Annotated in this window: 14 protein-coding genes and 1 pseudogene; 9 read left to right on the forward strand and 6 right to left on the reverse strand. The window is 66.3% G+C overall.

What is annotated here, in order from left to right:
* Window positions 1-88 precede the first annotated feature (88 nt).
* Window positions 89-814, forward strand: a pseudogene (locus tag ACZL02_RS14940) (NYN domain-containing protein); the annotation flags it as partial.
* Between the two features lie 665 nt (window positions 815-1,479).
* Here ACZL02_RS14940 and ACZL02_RS14945 read toward each other — a convergent pair.
* Window positions 1,480-2,481: an asparaginase gene (locus tag ACZL02_RS14945; protein WP_472936714.1), complete on the reverse strand. Its 1,002-nt coding sequence runs from the start codon at window positions 2,479-2,481 to the stop codon at window positions 1,480-1,482.
* A gap of 96 nt (window positions 2,482-2,577) precedes the next feature.
* Here ACZL02_RS14945 and ACZL02_RS14950 point away from each other — a divergent pair, with 96 nt between their 5' ends.
* Together ACZL02_RS14950 and ACZL02_RS14955 are read left to right on the forward strand one after the other, a co-directional pair.
* A complete protein-coding gene (locus ACZL02_RS14950) occupies window positions 2,578-3,330 on the forward strand; it encodes a DUF3750 domain-containing protein (RefSeq protein WP_472936713.1) in 753 nt (250 codons plus the stop codon).
* Between the two features lie 89 nt (window positions 3,331-3,419).
* On the forward strand, window positions 3,420-4,370 hold the full coding sequence (locus ACZL02_RS14955) for a carbohydrate kinase family protein (protein ID WP_472936712.1): 951 nt from the start codon (window positions 3,420-3,422) through the stop codon (window positions 4,368-4,370).
* 94 nt (window positions 4,371-4,464) lie between these two features.
* On the opposite strand, the gene ACZL02_RS14960 is transcribed toward ACZL02_RS14955, so the two are convergent.
* Both ACZL02_RS14960 and ACZL02_RS14965 read right to left on the reverse strand, forming a co-directional pair.
* Window positions 4,465-5,247 (reverse strand): outer membrane protein, encoded by a 783-nt coding sequence (locus tag ACZL02_RS14960; RefSeq protein WP_472936711.1) that lies wholly within the window; start codon window positions 5,245-5,247, stop codon window positions 4,465-4,467.
* 317 nt (window positions 5,248-5,564) lie between these two features.
* A complete protein-coding gene (locus ACZL02_RS14965; protein WP_472936710.1) occupies window positions 5,565-6,365 on the reverse strand; it encodes an outer membrane protein in 801 nt (266 codons plus the stop codon).
* A 489-nt stretch (window positions 6,366-6,854) separates the two neighbouring features.
* On the opposite strand from ACZL02_RS14965, the gene ACZL02_RS14970 reads away from it, so the two are divergent.
* Entirely contained in the window at window positions 6,855-7,271 is a 417-nt protein-coding gene (locus ACZL02_RS14970) for a c-type cytochrome (protein WP_472936709.1), read from the forward strand.
* A 33-nt stretch (window positions 7,272-7,304) separates the two neighbouring features.
* On the opposite strand, the gene ACZL02_RS14975 is transcribed toward ACZL02_RS14970, so the two are convergent.
* Window positions 7,305-7,691, reverse strand: coding sequence for a thioredoxin fold domain-containing protein (locus ACZL02_RS14975; protein ID WP_472936708.1), 387 nt, complete (start codon window positions 7,689-7,691; stop codon window positions 7,305-7,307).
* A 128-nt stretch (window positions 7,692-7,819) separates the two neighbouring features.
* Entirely contained in the window at window positions 7,820-8,731 is a 912-nt protein-coding gene (locus ACZL02_RS14980) for a class I fructose-bisphosphate aldolase (RefSeq protein WP_472936707.1), read from the reverse strand.
* A gap of 526 nt (window positions 8,732-9,257) precedes the next feature.
* On the opposite strand from ACZL02_RS14980, the gene ACZL02_RS14985 reads away from it, so the two are divergent.
* The 4 genes from ACZL02_RS14985 (at window position 9,258) to ACZL02_RS15000 (ending at window position 14,408) form a co-directional block, all read left to right on the forward strand.
* A complete protein-coding gene (locus ACZL02_RS14985) occupies window positions 9,258-10,550 on the forward strand; it encodes an imelysin family protein (RefSeq protein ID WP_472938082.1) in 1,293 nt (430 codons plus the stop codon).
* Between the two features lie 116 nt (window positions 10,551-10,666).
* On the forward strand, window positions 10,667-12,196 hold the full coding sequence (locus ACZL02_RS14990; protein ID WP_472936706.1) for a di-heme oxidoreductase family protein: 1,530 nt from the start codon (window positions 10,667-10,669) through the stop codon (window positions 12,194-12,196).
* Window positions 12,193-13,299: an imelysin family protein gene (locus ACZL02_RS14995; RefSeq protein WP_472936705.1), complete on the forward strand. Its 1,107-nt coding sequence runs from the start codon at window positions 12,193-12,195 to the stop codon at window positions 13,297-13,299. The genes ACZL02_RS14990 and ACZL02_RS14995 overlap by 4 nt, the downstream gene beginning before the upstream one ends.
* Before the next feature lie 2 nt (window positions 13,300-13,301).
* The gene (locus ACZL02_RS15000) at window positions 13,302-14,408 is read left to right on the forward strand and encodes a DUF1513 domain-containing protein (RefSeq protein ID WP_472936704.1); all 1,107 of its coding nucleotides are present in this window, start codon (window positions 13,302-13,304) and stop codon (window positions 14,406-14,408) included.
* Here the strand turns inward: ACZL02_RS15000 and ACZL02_RS15005 are convergent.
* Complete coding sequence (locus tag ACZL02_RS15005) at window positions 14,405-14,710, reverse strand: addiction module antidote protein (RefSeq protein ID WP_472936703.1); 306 nt, start codon at window positions 14,708-14,710, stop codon at window positions 14,405-14,407. The genes ACZL02_RS15000 and ACZL02_RS15005 overlap by 4 nt on opposite strands.
* 458 nt (window positions 14,711-15,168) lie before the next feature.
* Here ACZL02_RS15005 and ACZL02_RS15010 point away from each other — a divergent pair, with 458 nt between their 5' ends.
* Window positions 15,169-16,092 carry a cyclase family protein gene (locus ACZL02_RS15010; protein ID WP_472936702.1) on the forward strand — a complete coding sequence of 308 codons (924 nt, stop codon included), beginning with the start codon at window positions 15,169-15,171 and terminating at the stop codon, window positions 16,090-16,092.
* Window positions 16,093-16,180: the final 88 nt, after the last annotated feature.

A 16,180-nucleotide genomic window follows, 5' to 3' on the forward strand; every position in this document is an offset into this window, starting at 1 on the left:
CCGGGACATGCTAGAGCTCACCCAACGCATCTGGCCGCACAGCGGCCCCGAAAGGCCCGAGCGGCCTTGAAACGTGAAAGCAAACGACATGAACGACAGCAGATCCGCACGCCTTGCGGTCCTGATCGACGCCGACAACGCCTCCGCCCGCATTGCGGACGGCCTGTTCGAGGAAATCGCCAAGATCGGCGAAGCCAGCGTCCGCCGCATCTACGGCGACTTCTCCACCCAGCGCATGAAGGGCTGGACCGACATCCTCGCCCGCCACGCCATCATCCCGCACCAGCAGTTCGCCTACACCACCGGCAAGAACGCTTCCGACATCACCCTTGTCATCGACGCGATGGACCTTCTCCATTCCGGTCGCTTCGACGGCTTCTGCCTCGTCTCCTCCGACAGCGACTTCACCCGCCTCGCCTCGCGCATCCGCGAGCAAGGCGTTGCCGTCTATGGTTTCGGTGAGCAGAAGACGCCGGAAAGCTTCCGCCAGGCCTGCCGCCGCTTCATCTACACCGAGAACCTGTTGCCGCAGCGTGGCACGCCGAACCGCGATTCGGTTGAGCCGGAAACCGAGATCGTCGCGCCGCTGCGCCAGAAGGCGGATGCTCTGCCTATGCTGACGCGCGTCATCGACCAGATGGAGAGCGAGGACGGCTGGGTGAACCTTGGCACCTTCGGCAAGCAGCTGCAGGCGCTCTATACCGACTTCGACCCACGCACCTATGGCGAGCGCAAGCTGAGCGATCTCGTGCGCAAGACCAACGCCTTCGAGGTTCGCCATCCCGAGGGTGGCAGCCTGCTGATCCGCATCAAGGCGGGAACGAAGCCGGCCGCAGCGGCTACCGCCGCGCCGACACCGGCGCGTCCCGCCGCAGGCCTTGCCCCGGCGCCCATCGTCGCCCCGATGCCGACGGCAGCAGAACTGTCGGAGGCGGTTGCCGCACCCGTCAAGCGGACGCGCGCTTCGGGCCGCAGTGCGACGCCAAAGGCCGCCGGCACCGCTGCTGCGCCGTCTCGCCGGGCCCCGACACGGGCGGCTGCGAGCCCCAAGGAGACCGCTGCCAAGCCGGCGCCGGTCAAGACCGAGACCGTCGTCGCTCCGGCATCGGAGGTTCCCGCGGCCGCACCGAAACTGCAGCAGGTCGTTTCGCAAGCCCCGGCAGCTGCTCCGGCTACGCCCGCTCCGGCCACGCCGGCGCCCGTCAAACCGGCGGCTGCTGCACCAGTGCCTGTCGCACCGGTGCCGACTACCCCGGCTGCTGCCGCACCGGACAGCCCAGCCCCGGCGAAACCGGCGACCCGCCGGACGCACCGTCCGCTCGGCACGCCGCGGTCCTAAGCGCCGGACCCCGGCGCGTTCGGGAGATCATGGTGCACTTGCCGCCGCCCGTCCTGGGCGACGGCTACGAACGGCGGACGCTGGCGGCATGATGTCCTCCTGCCGCCTGGCCTCCACGCCTTGAAGGAAGGCGTGACCGCTTAGGCGAGCACCGCCCTCACCTCTCCGACGACCGTCTTTTCCCAGTTGCGCAAGGTCGTGCGGGAGAGGTCGGCGTAGGTGTCTGCCATCACCGGATCATGGCCGCGGAACATCTGCGCAAGCGTCGCGGCGGCCGCGGCTTCCGAGGCACGGGTCGCGCCGTCGTCGATCTTCAAGGCAAAGCCGAGACCAAGTTCCGGCACCGCGCCGCAGAACACGCCCTCGGCGCCGGTCTTGACGAACACACGCCCCTTGCCTGCCTCGATCAGCGAGACGCAGGCGCGTCCGGTGCCCGCCATGTACCAAGGCTCGGCGATGCAGGCGGCGATCAGGCGCTGGCCGGCTTGCGCGCGCTCGGCCGCCACATTCTGGCCGGAGACGAGCTTGGCAAAGGCTGTCGCAAAGGCGGCAACAGGCGCGGCGTAGGTCGGGATCGAGCAACCGTCGGTGCCTTCGACGTCCTCTCCCAAGGTGACGCCGGTGAGATCCTCGATCGCAGCACGCGCACGCTGCTGCACCGGGTGCGCCGAACGGACATAGCCCGCTGTCGCCTCGCCGAGATGCACGGCGGTGCAGAGGAAGCCGGAATGCTTGCCGGAGCAGTTGTTGTGCAGCGGCGTCGGCGTCTCGCCGTCGCGCGCCATGGCCAAGGCCCTGTCGAGCGCGAAAGGCCAGTGGCAGCCACATTCCAGTGCCGTCTGATCGAGGCCGGCGCGCCCGAGCATGTCGGTGGCCAGCGCGACATGGCCGGCCTCGCCCGCGTGCGACGCGCAGGAGAGCGATAGTTCCCGGTCACCGAAGCCGAACGCATCCGCCGCCCCCGTTTCGATCAGCGGGATCGCCTGCAGCACCTTGATCGCCGAGCGCGGGAAAACGGGCAACGAGACGTCGCCGGTCTGGTGCACCATCCGTCCCATCGCGTCGGACACGGCGACCGCGCCGCGGTGCCGGCTCTCGACCAGGGACCCGCGCGTCACTTCTACCAGGATGGGATTGCTCATGCTGCCAACTTTCGCCGTTGTGGGTCTCTGCCGAGCTCTAGCAGCGCCACACCGGCGTTGCCATGTTTCGGGAGAGCCACAGTTCCCGGAGCACGGATGCGCCCCTTGAAATTCCTCCTTCTTTTCGTCCTCCTCGTCTACATCGCCCCGGTCGCCTTGGCCGCCTTGCTGTGGTGGGGCGGCAGCCATCCGGCGTCCTGGCGCGACGCCGACTGGACGAGCGCCGGCGTCTTGCCGGTCGCGGACGCGTCCGAGGATGCCGCGGTCTACGTGCTCTCCGCCCGCACCGGCGGGTTGAAGGGTGCGGTGTCCGAGCATTCCTGGATCGTCGTCAAGAACCCCGGCAAGGCATCCTACGAGCGTTGGGACAAGGTCGGCTGGGGCTCGCCGATCCGCCGCAACGCCTACCCCGCCGATGGCCGCTGGTACTCCAACGCGCCGCGCGTCATCCTTGCGCGCAACGGTCCGGCTGCCGAGGCGCTGATTCCCGGAATCCGCGCCGCCATTGCCGCCTACCCGTTCGCCAAGGCCGGCGGCTATCACATCTTCCCCGGCCCGAACTCCAACACCTTCATTGCCCATGTGCTGCGCCACGTGCCGGGCCTAACCGCCACCCTGTCGCCCCTGGCGGTCGGCCGCGATTACCCCAGCGAAGGGCAGTTCGCCTATTACGATGCCGATCGCGGCGACCTCCGCCTGTCGCTCCTCGGTTATGCCGGCGTGACCATCGGACGCTCGGCGGGTCTCGAGCTGAACTTCCTCGGTCTTGTCGCGGGCATCGACCCCGGCCGGCTCGGCATCAAGATCCCGGCCTTCGGTACTTTCGCCTTTCTGCCCGATACGGCGTGAACCGGGCCGTCGGCGGTTTTCGCCGCCGGGATTTCCTGCTAGCGCGGTGACATCAGGGCGACCCCCGGGCGCCCGCGGAGGAGAGCACCATGTTCCTGAGCTGTGGCGATGCCCTGTTCGATGTTTTTGCCGATCCCGATGCCGACGTGGCCCGCATCGGTCTCAATGCCGTGGTCGGCGGCTCGGCCCTCAACGTCGCGCTCGGGCTGTCGCGCCTCGGCCACCCGGCAGCGCATTTCACGAAGATCTCCGGGGATCTCTTCGGGCGTCGGCTGCGCGCCTTCATGGAGCGCGAGGCGATCGACCAGCGCTTCCTGATCCCGACCGAGCGCAACACCACGCTCGCCATCGTCGCCCTCTCGCCGGCGGGATCGGCGACCTACTCCTTCTACACCGAGGGAACCGCCGATCGCTCCATTGAGCCGGCCGAGGTGCCCGCGGACTTTCCGGGCGAGCTCGAGGCGATCCATATCGCCGGATCCTACTCCACCGTCAGCGAGCCGACCGCCACGGCGCTGTCGAGGCTCGTCGCGCAGGAGAGGGACCGCCGCTTCATCTCCTATGATCCGAACATCCGTGCTTCCGTGGTGCCCGACCTCGACCAATGGCGTTCCAAGGTTGCCGAGCTCGGGCCCTCGGCGGCGCTGATCAAGGCGAGCGATGAGGACCTGTCGCAGCTCTATCCCGGCCAGTCGCTGGAGAACGTCATGGCGGACTGGGTATCGGCCGGCGCGAGCCTCGCGGTAATCACGCGCGGCGAAAAGGGCGCGATCGCGTTGTCGGCCAAGGGCGCCTCGGCCGAAGTGCCGGGCCTCAAGGTGCACGTGGTCGACACCGTCGGCGCCGGCGATACCTTCCAGGCGGCGACCCTTGCCATGCTGAAGGAGATCGGCGCCCTGAACCGCCAGGCATTGGAAGCGATGGATCCGGCGGGGCTGCAGGCACTCATCGGCTTCGCCATCCGCGCGGCTGCGGTCACCTGCGCCCGCCGCGGCGCCGATCTTCCCCGTCGCAGCGATCTCGGCCTGCCGCCGCTCTGAACCGATAGCAATAAAAAACCCGCCGGATCACATGATCCGACGGGCTCTTGCAGTTTAGACTGAACCGGGAGACAGGCCCCCGGCAAGCCGTTTCTTAGTTGAAGTGGTAGGAAGCCTTGGCCATCACCGAGTGATAGTCGAGGTCCGACTTCGAGGTTGCCGAGAAGCTGTTCGCCGGATCGTTGATCGCGTCGAAGTCAACCGTGGTCTTGGCCTTGCCGAGGTCGGTGTAGAGGTACTCGAGGCCGAACGAAACGTTCTGGGTTGCCAGGACGTCGAAGCCGGCGCCAACCGCGTAACCGACGTCGTCGGTCTTGCTGCGGGCCGAAACGGCGTAGCTGTCGTTCGCGCCGTTGAAGGCATTGCCGCCACGGACCTTGCTGTCGATGTCGGCGTAGGCGAGACCACCGGTCGCGTAGACCATGAAGCGGTCCATGGCATAACCAGCCTTGGCGCGGACGGTACCGACGTAGTTGATGTCGGTCTCGACGCCGAAGCTGCTGTCGCCGCCCTGGAGCGGGTTGTTAGCGATCGAGAACGACGAGTCGGCGTTCGCGTCGATGTAGTTCAGGTCGGCAACGGCGCCGAGGACGAAGTTGCCCACCTGGTAGTCGTAGCCAACATGGCCGCCGCCGATGAAGCCGGTCTCGCCGCCATCATTGCCGCCGTTGAAGGCCGAGTTCTGCGAGGAGAACGCGCCCGAGTCACGGTTGAATGCGACGCCAGCCTGGCCACCGACGTAGAAGCCGGACCAGTTGTACATCGGGGCGGCTTCGACCATCGGCGCCGGTGCCGGTGGCTCTTCGTAGATCACGTCGGCGGCGAGAGCCGGGGTGACGAAGGCGACGGATGCGAGAAGCAGGGCGAAACGTTTCATGAATAATACTCCAACTGTATGTGCCGCAGGTTGCGACGTTCGATCGGTGGGCATTTCCCTCGTAAGGCCAACCGAAGTTCTGACCAGGGCGAGATGCACCCGTCTTGTGGCCAAATGTGGTTCCGCGGGAAACGTTGCTGCAGGTCCCTTTGATAACCTCGCTGCCGTTGCTGAAGTGTCACACTTCGTTTTCGCTAGGGCAACGTTGGTAAACCTTTCCTAAGCCGGGACCGTTGATTTTGAATTAAAAAACCCGCCGGGCGCAGCGCCCGGCGGGTAACGAAGTGTTGAGGAAATGCGCCGTCTCGGCGGGGAACTTAGTTGAAGCGGTAGGAGACCTTGGCCGTCACGGTGTGGAAGTCGAAGTCTTCCTTGGTGTCGAACCGGGTCGTGCCGGTGCCGGCGGCGCCAGCGAACGGGCCGGTGGTGAAGGTCGCCGAGGAGTCGCCCTCGCCGAGGTTGGTGTAGAGATACTCCGCGCCGAACGAGACGTTGTCGGTGATCTTCACCTCCATGCCGCCGCCGACGCTGTAGCCGAAATCGTCCTCGTCGCTGCGGGTGCGAACGCCCGCGGCCGAGCCGGAATTGGTCTCGAACTTGTAGTCCATGTCGGCATAGGCGAGACCGCCCGTGGCGTAGGCCAGCGCCATCGGCGTGACCAGGTAACCGGCGCGCAGGCGGGCGGTGGCAAGGTAATCGATGCTGCGCTCTTCGTTGTAGAAGGCGTCGGCGGTACGGGAAACGACGCCCGCCTTGCGGGAGAAGTCGACCGCGTTGATGTCGATCACGGCGCCGAGGACGAACTGGTCCATCTGGTAGTCGTAGCCGGCGTGGCCGCCGCCGAGGAAGCTCGAATCGGAGGACGAGGAGTAGTTCGAGGTGAACTGGTCAACGCCGCCGACGACGACCGGGCCGCCGAACGAGGTGTCGACGTTGATGTTGTCCGGGTTGTTCGGGTTGAAGGCACCGCCACCCTGCACACCGATGTAGAAGCCGGTCCAGGTCGGGACAGGCGCCATGGCAACCGGCGCCGGCGGCTCTTCGTAAATCACGTCGGCTGCGAGAGCGGGCGAAACGAAAGCGGTTCCGGCGGCCAGCAAAAGGGCAAAGCGCTTCATGTTTATTCTCCTAGGGCCGCGGCGCGGCAACTTGATGGGGCGGCCCGGTCATCAGCCAGGACCGCAAAACGGCGTTGACTAATCTCGAACATCCTGTCGCCACAGAACCGCCCGCACCGGCCTTATTCAATCCCCCTCCGGGCGCTCGCCCGCCACGTGTGACTTGCCCGCCACGCTGCGACTTCTCGGGGAAACTTTCAGAAAACCCCAAATAATACTCTAAGCTTTTGAATAATATTGGTATTTCTGACAGACTAGAGGACTGGCTTTGTCGAGGGATAGCGTAGATCTCACAGACTTGTCATGACCGCGACGAGCGCTGCAGCCAGCGATATGTGCTTTCCGCGAACGAGCCGCCGGCGCTCGTGATTCGATGAAGCCTTCTGGAGACGACGGCTTGCGTTGTCCGTGGAGTCCCCGGATTGCCAAGTTTGGAATGGCTCTCATATGTTGGTTTCGGGTGGCACCAGCAAACATTCGGGAGGAAGCATGCGTTTCACGACAATCATGGCCGGCGCTCTTTTAGTCGTCGGTCTTTCCGCGCCCGTGATGGCGCAATCGGCCGATGTCGAGGCCGGGAAGAAGGTCTTCAACAAATGCCGAGCCTGCCATGCGGTGGGTCCCGGCGCGACCAACAAGGTTGGTCCGTCGCTGAACGGCGTGACGACCGAGCCTGTAGGCTCGGCAGAGGGCTACAGCTTCTCCCCGGCTTTCAAGAAATTCGCGGAGGCTCATCCCGCTTGGGACGATGCGCTGCTGACGGAATGGCTGACGGATCCGAAGAAGCTGGTGCCGGGCACCAAGATGGCGTTTCCAGGCCTGAAGAAGCCGGAAGAGATCACCGCGGTGATCGCTTACCTCAAGACCTTCGACAAGACAGGGGCCGCCGCCACGCCGGCAAACTGACCTTGACGGCGCCAAAACACCCTCGGGGGCGCCCTAATTCGAGGCCTGCGGCAATTTGTCCAGCAGGCCCTGAATTTCAGGATAGAAGTAACGTCGGCCCGGATAGCCCATCATCCGGCCGACCTCTTTTCCATTGTCGACCAGCACGAAGGTCGGCGTGAAGATGGCGGGGTCCAGGCCCTCGACGCCACCCGTCCGGCTCTCATGAATGTCGACATGGCGGAGCGGCGCCCGACCTCCGGCCTTGCTCTGCGGGTAATCCGGTGCGATCTCGCGGTTGAAGGCCGCGCAGAACGGACAGGCCGCCTGCTCGAACATCAAAAGCTCGGCCGCCGTTGCCGGCCCGTTCGCCTGGCAAAGGACGGTCGCCGTCAGAGCCAGGGCTAGCCAGTGTCGAGCAGGGATGCGGGATGTCTTCATCGGGTCAGTCTAGGCTGATGTCGCCGACGTTTCTTCTCACATCGGCGGCAACTCTTTTCCGAAATCCAACTGTCAACGACAAAGCCCGCCGACGTTGTCGACGGGCTTTGTCGTTTGGTCAGACTGGATCAGGCGTAGACGCTCATCACCTGGTCGAGCAGCTTCAGCGCCTCGTCTTTCGGGCGCTGGAAGGAGTTGCGGCCGATGATCGAGCCGTTGCCGCCACCGTCACGGATTCCCTGCACTTCCGCCATCAGTTCCTCCGTCGTCTTGGCAGCACCGCCGGAGAACACCACCAGCCGCTTGCCGGCGAACGAGGCCTGCATGATATGCCGGACCCGGTCGGCTGCGGTCTTGGCGATCGGCGACTTGTCGTAGGTCGACTTCGCCGCGGCAAGGTCGATGAAGTCCGTCGGCAGCTTCACCTTGATGATCGTCGCGCCCATCAGCGCTGCCATGTGCGCGGCATAGGCAATGATGTCGAGGCCTGTCTCGCCGTCCTTCGACACCTGCCCGCCCCGCGGATAGGACCAGACCACGGTCATCAGGCCGCGCGACTTGGCTTTCAGGCTGATCTCGCGCAGTTCCTCCAGCATGTCGTAGGCGCTGTCGGAGCCGGGATAGATGGTGAAGCCGACGCCGACGCAGCCGAGCCGCAGCGCGTCCTCGACCGTACCGGTCAGGGCCTGGTCGTTGGAGCCGGAGGCGAGCGAGTTGCCGCTGTTGAGCTTCAGGATCGTCGGCACTTCGCCGGCGAAGGTGTCGGCGCCTTGCTCGAGCAGGCCGAGCGGCGCGGCATAGCCGGACACGCCGGACTCGATCGCCAGTTCGTAGAGGTAGTGCGGGTCGTAAGCGGCCGGGTTCGGCGCGAAGCTGCGGGCCGGACCATGCTCGAAGCCCTGGTCGACCGGCAGGATGACGACCCGTCCGGTGCCCGCCAGCCGGCCGTGCATCAGGAGACGCGACAGGTTGCTCTTCAGGCCGGGGGTCTCGCCCTCGTACCAGGACAGGATCTTGCGGACGGTATCGGTTCTCAGCATGGTGCCTCTTTCGGTGGACGCAAAGACCTCGCCAGCGGCGAAGACGGTAATGCACCCTCTTCTGGGTGGCGCACACCGTGGCGTAAAGGTGTGGCGACCGTGGTCGCCATATTAAAATCGGTTGAAAGCCGAACATCGGTCCTTGAGGCACGCTATCGCGCCTAACGAGACACGAAAAAGAGCTATCCGGCGCTTGCTCATCTGCACTGACGTTGTCCCGAGACCATCGTCTTCTCTGGACGTCGGTGGCCGGCACCCGTGAAAGCTTGGCAGACCGCGGGCATCGATCGCGTGGAGTGACGATGGCAACGGCGGCTTACGCCATGACCATTTGGCGGCGATCGGCACCCCGGCAGCAAAGCTCAAAGTAGAACGGCTCTAAACTGAAGCTCAGCCGGCTTTCACGACTAATCTTGACAATAACGATCAACAATTCTAGCGAATTCGATCTTGAACGGTCGGACCTGCGGCCGTGAATGCCGATCTCGGAAACGCACGCCAGGGCCTCGCCCTGATGGAGGATGCAATGCGCCACCGTTCGAACCACGCCAGACGGCTGGCCTGTGTCTGCCTCGCCGCCATCGCTCTCGGGTCCGGTGGCGCCGCCGCCGAGACCAAGACGACCGATATGCCGGCCGTCCTCGCGCACTACGCCGACATCGCGCTGGCGGGTTATGGCGATGCGCTGACCTCGGCCGAGACCCTCGACAAAGCCGTCGATGCGCTGATTGCGGCGCCGACCGAGGCGACCCTCGCCGCAGCCCGGGACGCCTGGCGCGCCGCGCGCCCTTCCTACCAGCAGACGGAAGCGTTCCGCTTCGGCAACCCGATCGTCGACGACTGGGAGGGCCGCGTGAACGCCTGGCCGCTTGACGAAGGCCTGATCGACTACGTCGCACCGGCCTACGGCAAGGAGTCCGACTCCAACCCGCTCTACGTCGCCGATATCATCGCCAACCCGAAAGCCGAGATCGCCGGAGAGGCCGTCGACTTCACCACGATCACCCCGGAACTCCTGCAGGACAAGTTGCAGGAGGCCGGTGGCGTCGAGGCGAACGTCGCCACCGGCTACCACGCGATCGAGTTCCTGCTGTGGGGGCAGGACCTCAACGGCACGGGCCCAGGCGCCGGCGACCGCAAGGCCACCGACTACTCCACGACCGATTGCACCAACGGCCATTGCGATCGCCGCGGCGCCTTCCTGAAGGCCGCGACCGATCTCCTCGTCGCCGACCTCGCGGAAATGGTCGGCCACTGGAAGGATGACGGGGATGCCCGCAAGGCGCTCCTCGACAATCCGGCAGCCGGCATCTCGGCGGTCCTCACCGGCATGGGTTCGCTCTCCTATGGCGAGCTCGCCGGCGAACGGATGAAGCTCGGCCTCCTGCTGCACGACCCGGAGGAGGAGCACGACTGCTTCTCCGACAACACCCACGTCTCGCACCTCTACGACGCCATCGGCATCCGCAATGTCTATCTCGGCAGCTACACGCGGCTCGACGGCACGACGATGACGGGCCCCTCGGTCTCCGACCTCGTCGCCGCCAAGGCATCGGACGTCGACACCGAGCTGAAGGGCAAGCTCGACGCCACCGTCGCTGCCATGCAGGCGATCGCCAAGGCCGCCGAGGGCGGCGAGGCCTACGACCAGCAGATCGCCGAGGGCAACGAAGCCGGCAACGAGCGTGTCCAGGCCGGCATCGACGGCCTCGTCGCGCAGACGCGGACGATCGAGCGGGCCGTCGCGGCGCTCGACATCAAGGACGTCAAGATCGAGGGCTCCGACAGCCTCGACAATGAAAGCGCCGTCTTCCAGTAGGCTGAAGCGGGCAGGACGAGGGGCGGTGCGACAATTGCCCGGCTGCCCTGCCCGCACCAACACGCTAAGACCACCCAGCCGCTGCGGTCGCGGCGCGTTCGAAACGGCGTGCGTCCATGTCCACCTTGCGCAACATCCTGATGCTGGCGGCCCTCTCGGCTGCATCCGCATCGCTTCCCGTCATCGCGGCGCTGGGTGAAAGCCCGGCGGTTCGCGGCGACCTGACGCCGGCCGACCTCAAGCGCGTCGCCGCCGTCACCCGGCCTGCGACCGCCTTCACCAAGCCCGAGCCGTTCGAGGCCCTCCCCGGCGGCGCCGGCACGACGAAGAAGATCGTCAACCGCGACATCTTCAGCCAGATCGCCGCCAACCAGCCCTTCGAAGGCGAGGACACGTTCAAGCTCGGCAATGCGCTGTTCCGGAAATTCTGGGTCTCGTCGCCTTCCTCGACCGAAGCTTCCGACGGCCTTGGCCCGCTGTTCAACGCGCGCTCCTGCCAGAGCTGCCATCTGAAGGACGGCCGCGGCCAGCCGCCGCTCGGGGACGAGCCGGCGGTGTCGATGTTCCTGCGCCTCTCCGTGCCCCCGCACACCGCGGCCGAGAAGGCGTCCCTTGCCGACAAGTCGATGCTGCGCATCCCCGAGCCGACCTATGGCGGGCAGCTGCAGAACTTCGCCATTCCCGGGCTGAAGCCCGAAGGCCGGATGCGCATCGCCTATACCGAGGCGCCGGTGCACCTCGGCGACGGAAGCGTCGTCAGCCTGCGCCACCCCACCTACAGCGTCAGCGACCTCAGCTACGGCCCGATGGCCCCGGACGTCATTCTCTCGCCGCGGGTCGCGCCGCCGATGATCGGGCTCGGCCTGGTCGAGGAGATACCCGCCGCCGACATCCTGGCGCATGCCGACCCCGAGGATGCCGACGGCGACGGCATCTCCGGCAAGGCGAGCATGGTGCGCGATCCCGAAACCGGCGCGCCGGTGCTCGGCCGCTTCGGCTGGAAGGCCAGCGCCCCGACGATCAAGGCGCAGACCGCCGAGGCGTTTTCCGGCGACATCGGCATCTCGACCCCGCTGGTGACCGACAGTTTCGGCGAATGCTCGATCGCCCAGGCGGTCTGCCGCGATGCCCCGAACGGCGTGCAGGCTCGGCTCGGCGAGGTCGAGGCCCCCGATCCCGTGCTCGACCTCGTCACTTTTTACTCCAAGAACCTTGCCGTCCCCGCCCGCCGCGACATCGCCCGGCCCGAGGTCCTCGACGGCAAGGCACTGTTCTATGCCAGTGGCTGCGCGGCGTGCCACACCCCGAAATTCGTCACCAGCCGCGACGCACTCGACCCACCGCAGCGGTTCCAGCTGATCTGGCCCTATTCCGACTTCCTCGTCCACGACATGGGCGAGGGCCTTGCCGACGGCGCCACCAATGGCGATGCCGGGCCGCGGGAATGGCGCACCGCGCCGCTCTGGGGCGTCGGGCTGACCAAGACCGTCAACGGTCACACCCTTTTCCTGCACGATGGTCGCGCCCGCAATCTCACCGAGGCGATCCTCTGGCATGGCGGCGAGGCGCAGGCGGCCCGCGACCGTTTCGCGGGTTCCGACAAGGCCGACCGCGACGCCCTCCTCGCCTTTCTGGAATCGCTATGAAGCCCCTTCGCCCATCCCTGCTGCTGGCCTTCCTTCTCTCGGCAGCAGCGGTCTTCGGTCCAGCCGCCGCGCAAGTCGCGCCGGCGAACGGCTCTCCCGGCAAGATCGACGTCGTCCGCGGTGCGATCGACGGGTACATCCGGCCGGCCTATGCCGATCTCGCCACGACCGCGGCGAAAATCGAGGCAGATCAGACCGCCCTCTGCGACGCCCCCTCGGCTGCGGCGCTCGACCGGTCGCGGGCCGACTTCGCCGCGCTGATCGGCAGCTTCTCGCGCATCGAGTTCGTGCGTTTCGGTCCGATCATGGACGAGAGCCGCATCGACCGCATCCTGTTCTGGCCGGACCGGCGCGGCGTCGCGCTGCGTCAGGTCCAGGCCCTGCTGGCGCAGAAGGATCCCGCGGCCACCGATCCCAAGGGATTGCGGGCGAAGAGCGTCGCCGTCCAGGGTCTCAACGCGCTGGAGTTCGTGCTGTTCGGCAGCACCGCGGGCCAACTCGCGACGACGGAGGGCGCCTATGCCTGCCGCTTCGGCGTGGCGATCACCGCCAACCTCGCTGCGGAAACCGCTGCCATCGCCGCCGGCTGGCAAGCGCCCGACGGCATCGCCGGCGCGATGCTCGACCCGAAGCCGACCAACCCGGCCTATCGCAGCCTCGACGATTCGCTGCAGGAGATCGCCGGGATCTTCATCCACGGCCTCGAGGCGACGCGCGACCTGCGCCTCAACCCGGCCCTCGGGGAATCGATCGAAAAAGCCAATCCGAAGACGCTGATCTATCCCCGCGCCGGCCTCGCCAAGGCCAGCCTTCAGGCCAATTTCGCCGGGCTCAAGGCACTTTATGACGCTTCCGGAATTGCCGGCCTGCTGCCTGCGAAACAAAGCAGCGTCGGTGCGGCGATCTCGGCCGAGTTCGAAAAGGCCGACGGGCTCTTCGCCGGGCTTGTCGTATCGCTGCCGGATGCCGTCGCCAATCCGGCCGAGCGGCCGCGCGTCGAGGAGATCCTCGCGCTGACCCACGGAATGCAGCGCCAGTTCGCCGACCAGCTGGCCCCGGCCCTCGGCCTCAGCGCCGGCTTCTCCTCGCTCGACGGAGACTGAAGATGCAACTCATCGACCGCCGCAGTTTTCTCGCGAGCGCCGGCGCCGTCTTCCTCGCCGGATTGGCGCCGCAGGCCGCCGAGGCCCTGGACCGCGCCAGCGCCGTCTTTGGCGCCGCCTGCCAGAAGCCCGACGGGAGTTTCGGCTGCGCGGTGTTCTCCGAGCGCGGCGAGATCCTGTCGATCATCGACCTGCCCGACCGCGGCCACGACGTCACCTTCGACCTCCGCTCACAGCGCGCGGTCGCCTTCGCGCGGCGCCCGCGCACCTTCGCCGTGGTGTTCGATCCCGCTAGTGGCAAGACGCTGCAGACCATCACCTCGGTCGAGGGCCGCCACTTCTTCGGCCACGGCTTCTTCTCGCCGGACGGCAGGCTGCTCTATGCCACGGAGAACGAGATCGAGACCGCCGACGGCCTCATCGGCGTCTACGACGTCGCGGCCGGCTTCCAGCGTGTGGGCGAATACCCGACGCACGGCATGGACCCGCACGAGGCGCTGCTGATGCCGGACGGCGAGACCATCGTCGTCGCCAATGGCGGCATCGAGACCTATCCCGACTACGGCCGGCAGAAGCTGAACATCGCGACGATGGAGCCCTCGCTGGTGTTCATCGACCGCCGTTCCGGCGCGCTCCTCGAACAGCACAGGCTGCCGCCGGCGCAGCACCAGCTGTCGATCCGCCATCTCGCGATCGATGCCGGCAACCGCGTCTGGTTCGGCTGCCAGTACGAGGGCAGCCCGACCGATACGCCGCCGCTGGTCGGGTTCGCTGCGCGGGGTGCCGACTTGAAGATGATCGACATCGCCCCCGAGCCGCTGGCCGCGCTGTCGAACTATGTCGGCTCGGTCGCCGCCAATGCCGATGGCAGCCGGATCGCCTTCGCCTCGCCGGTCGGCGGCACCATCCTCACCGTCGACGCCGCGACCGGAGCGGCCGCCGGTCGATTCACGCTGACCGATGGCTGCGGCCTCGCCGCGACCAGCGCCGGCTTCCTCGCCACCAGCGGCCGTGGCGACGTGGTGGACCTCGCCTCCGGTTCAGACCGAAAACCCTCGACGCCGGTGCTCTGGGACAACCATATTCTCGCCATCGGCAGCGAGGCTTAGGGACGCTTGGGTGCCACCGGGTCCGCCTCGGCGCGAAGCTGCAGGCCAAGAGCGCGTACCACGCCGAGCAAGGTGGATAGTTTGGGATCTCCGTCGGCACTCAGCGTCCTGTAGAGCGCTTCCCGTGTGATGCCGGCCTCGCGCGCCACCTCCGACATTCCGCGCGTCCGGGCGATCACCCCCAGCGCCGCCGCGATGTAGGAGGCTTCTCCGGACCGGAATGCGTCTTCCAGAAGTTCAGCCTGCGCTTCCGGCCTGTCGAGATAGGTGGCGGCGTCGAAGGGAATAGTATCGAGCGGCATCTCTAGATCTCCAGTTCTTTCGCCATCATCCGGGCGATCTCGATGTCCCGCACCTGCGTGCTCTTGTCGCCGCCGCAGAGCAGGATGACGACGATCCGCCCCCGTCTGGCGAATTAGACGCGATAACCCAGTCCATGATCGATCCGCGATTCTCCGATAGTCCCAAGGAACTTCGCGTCGCCAAAGAGCCCGGCCTGCAGGCGAACCAGCCTCTGTGCGATCTTCTCCTGTGCCCGCCGGTCCCGCAACTTGTCCAGCCAGTCGCGAAAGGTGCTGGTTTGACGGACTTCGAGGATCTGTAATGTTTAGATTACAGGCGGCCTCCGTTCAATTCTCGGCTATGGCACCCAGCAAGCTCAGCCGACAGGACCATCACCCTTTCCCATCTCGACTTCTTCGAAGGTTTGCGCCTCACTGGTGGATACGCCGAGGCGGCGCAAATCGAGAGGAACGACCGAATGGGATTATCCGCGAGAGTTCTGGCGGCAGGCGTCGCGCTGTTGGCCCTGATGCCGGCCGCCGAGGCGGCGGACGGGCTGTGGGGCGTCTACGACAGCGCGCTGAAGGGAGCGAAGTATGTCGACCTGACGCACACGATCACGCCGACGATTCCGGTCTGGTCGGGCTTCTCCGATGCGACTTTCGCGCCCGCTAAGGCCGGCTCGGACATCGAGGGATACGCCAAGAAGGGCGATGTCTACACCTATGAGAAGCACGGCTTCGAGGCGACCGAGTACAACCTGAAGACGGATCAGCTCGGCACCCAGCTCGATCCGCCCGCCCACTGGGCACCGGAATATCCGGCCATCGACGAGCTGCCGCCGACCTATGCGGTGCGCCCGCTCGCCGTCATCTCGATCGTCGAGCAGTTGAAGACCGATCCGAACTATCACCTGAAGGTCGCCGACATCGAGGCCTGGGAGAAGGCGCACGGGCGGATCCCGGAGGGGTCGGTGGTGTTCGTGCGCTCGGACTGGTCGAAGACCTGGCCCGACCCGGCGCTCGCCAAGCTGAAGCAGTTTCCCGGCGTCTCACTCGACGCCCTGAAGTTCCTGCACGAACAGCGCAAGATCCTGTTCCACGGCCACGAGCCGCTGGACACCGATTCGACGCCGACGCTCGAGGGCGAATACTGGCTGATGCACAACGGCTATGCCCAGGCGGAAGGCGTCGCCAACCTCGACGAGGTGCCGGAAACCGGCGCGCTGGTGGCGATCGGCTATCCGAAATTCCAGGGCGGTCTCGGCGGCTACGCCCGCTACGTCGCGATCTGCCCGCCCGACTGGAAGTTCGGCGCGAGCATCGGCCCTTCGGACGCTCCCTTGCCGAAGTCGGACAAGCCGCTGCACTTCGACAGTGCGCAGGGCATGCGGGTGCGGTAGGCGGCCGGATTGTGGATGCCTCAGAACGCTGGAATGCGGGCTGCGGACTTGAGCTTTGTTCGCAGCGCTTGGTTGCCGTTCTGAACTG

It is taken from the genome of Mesocryomonas fontinalis (assembly GCF_055730125.2).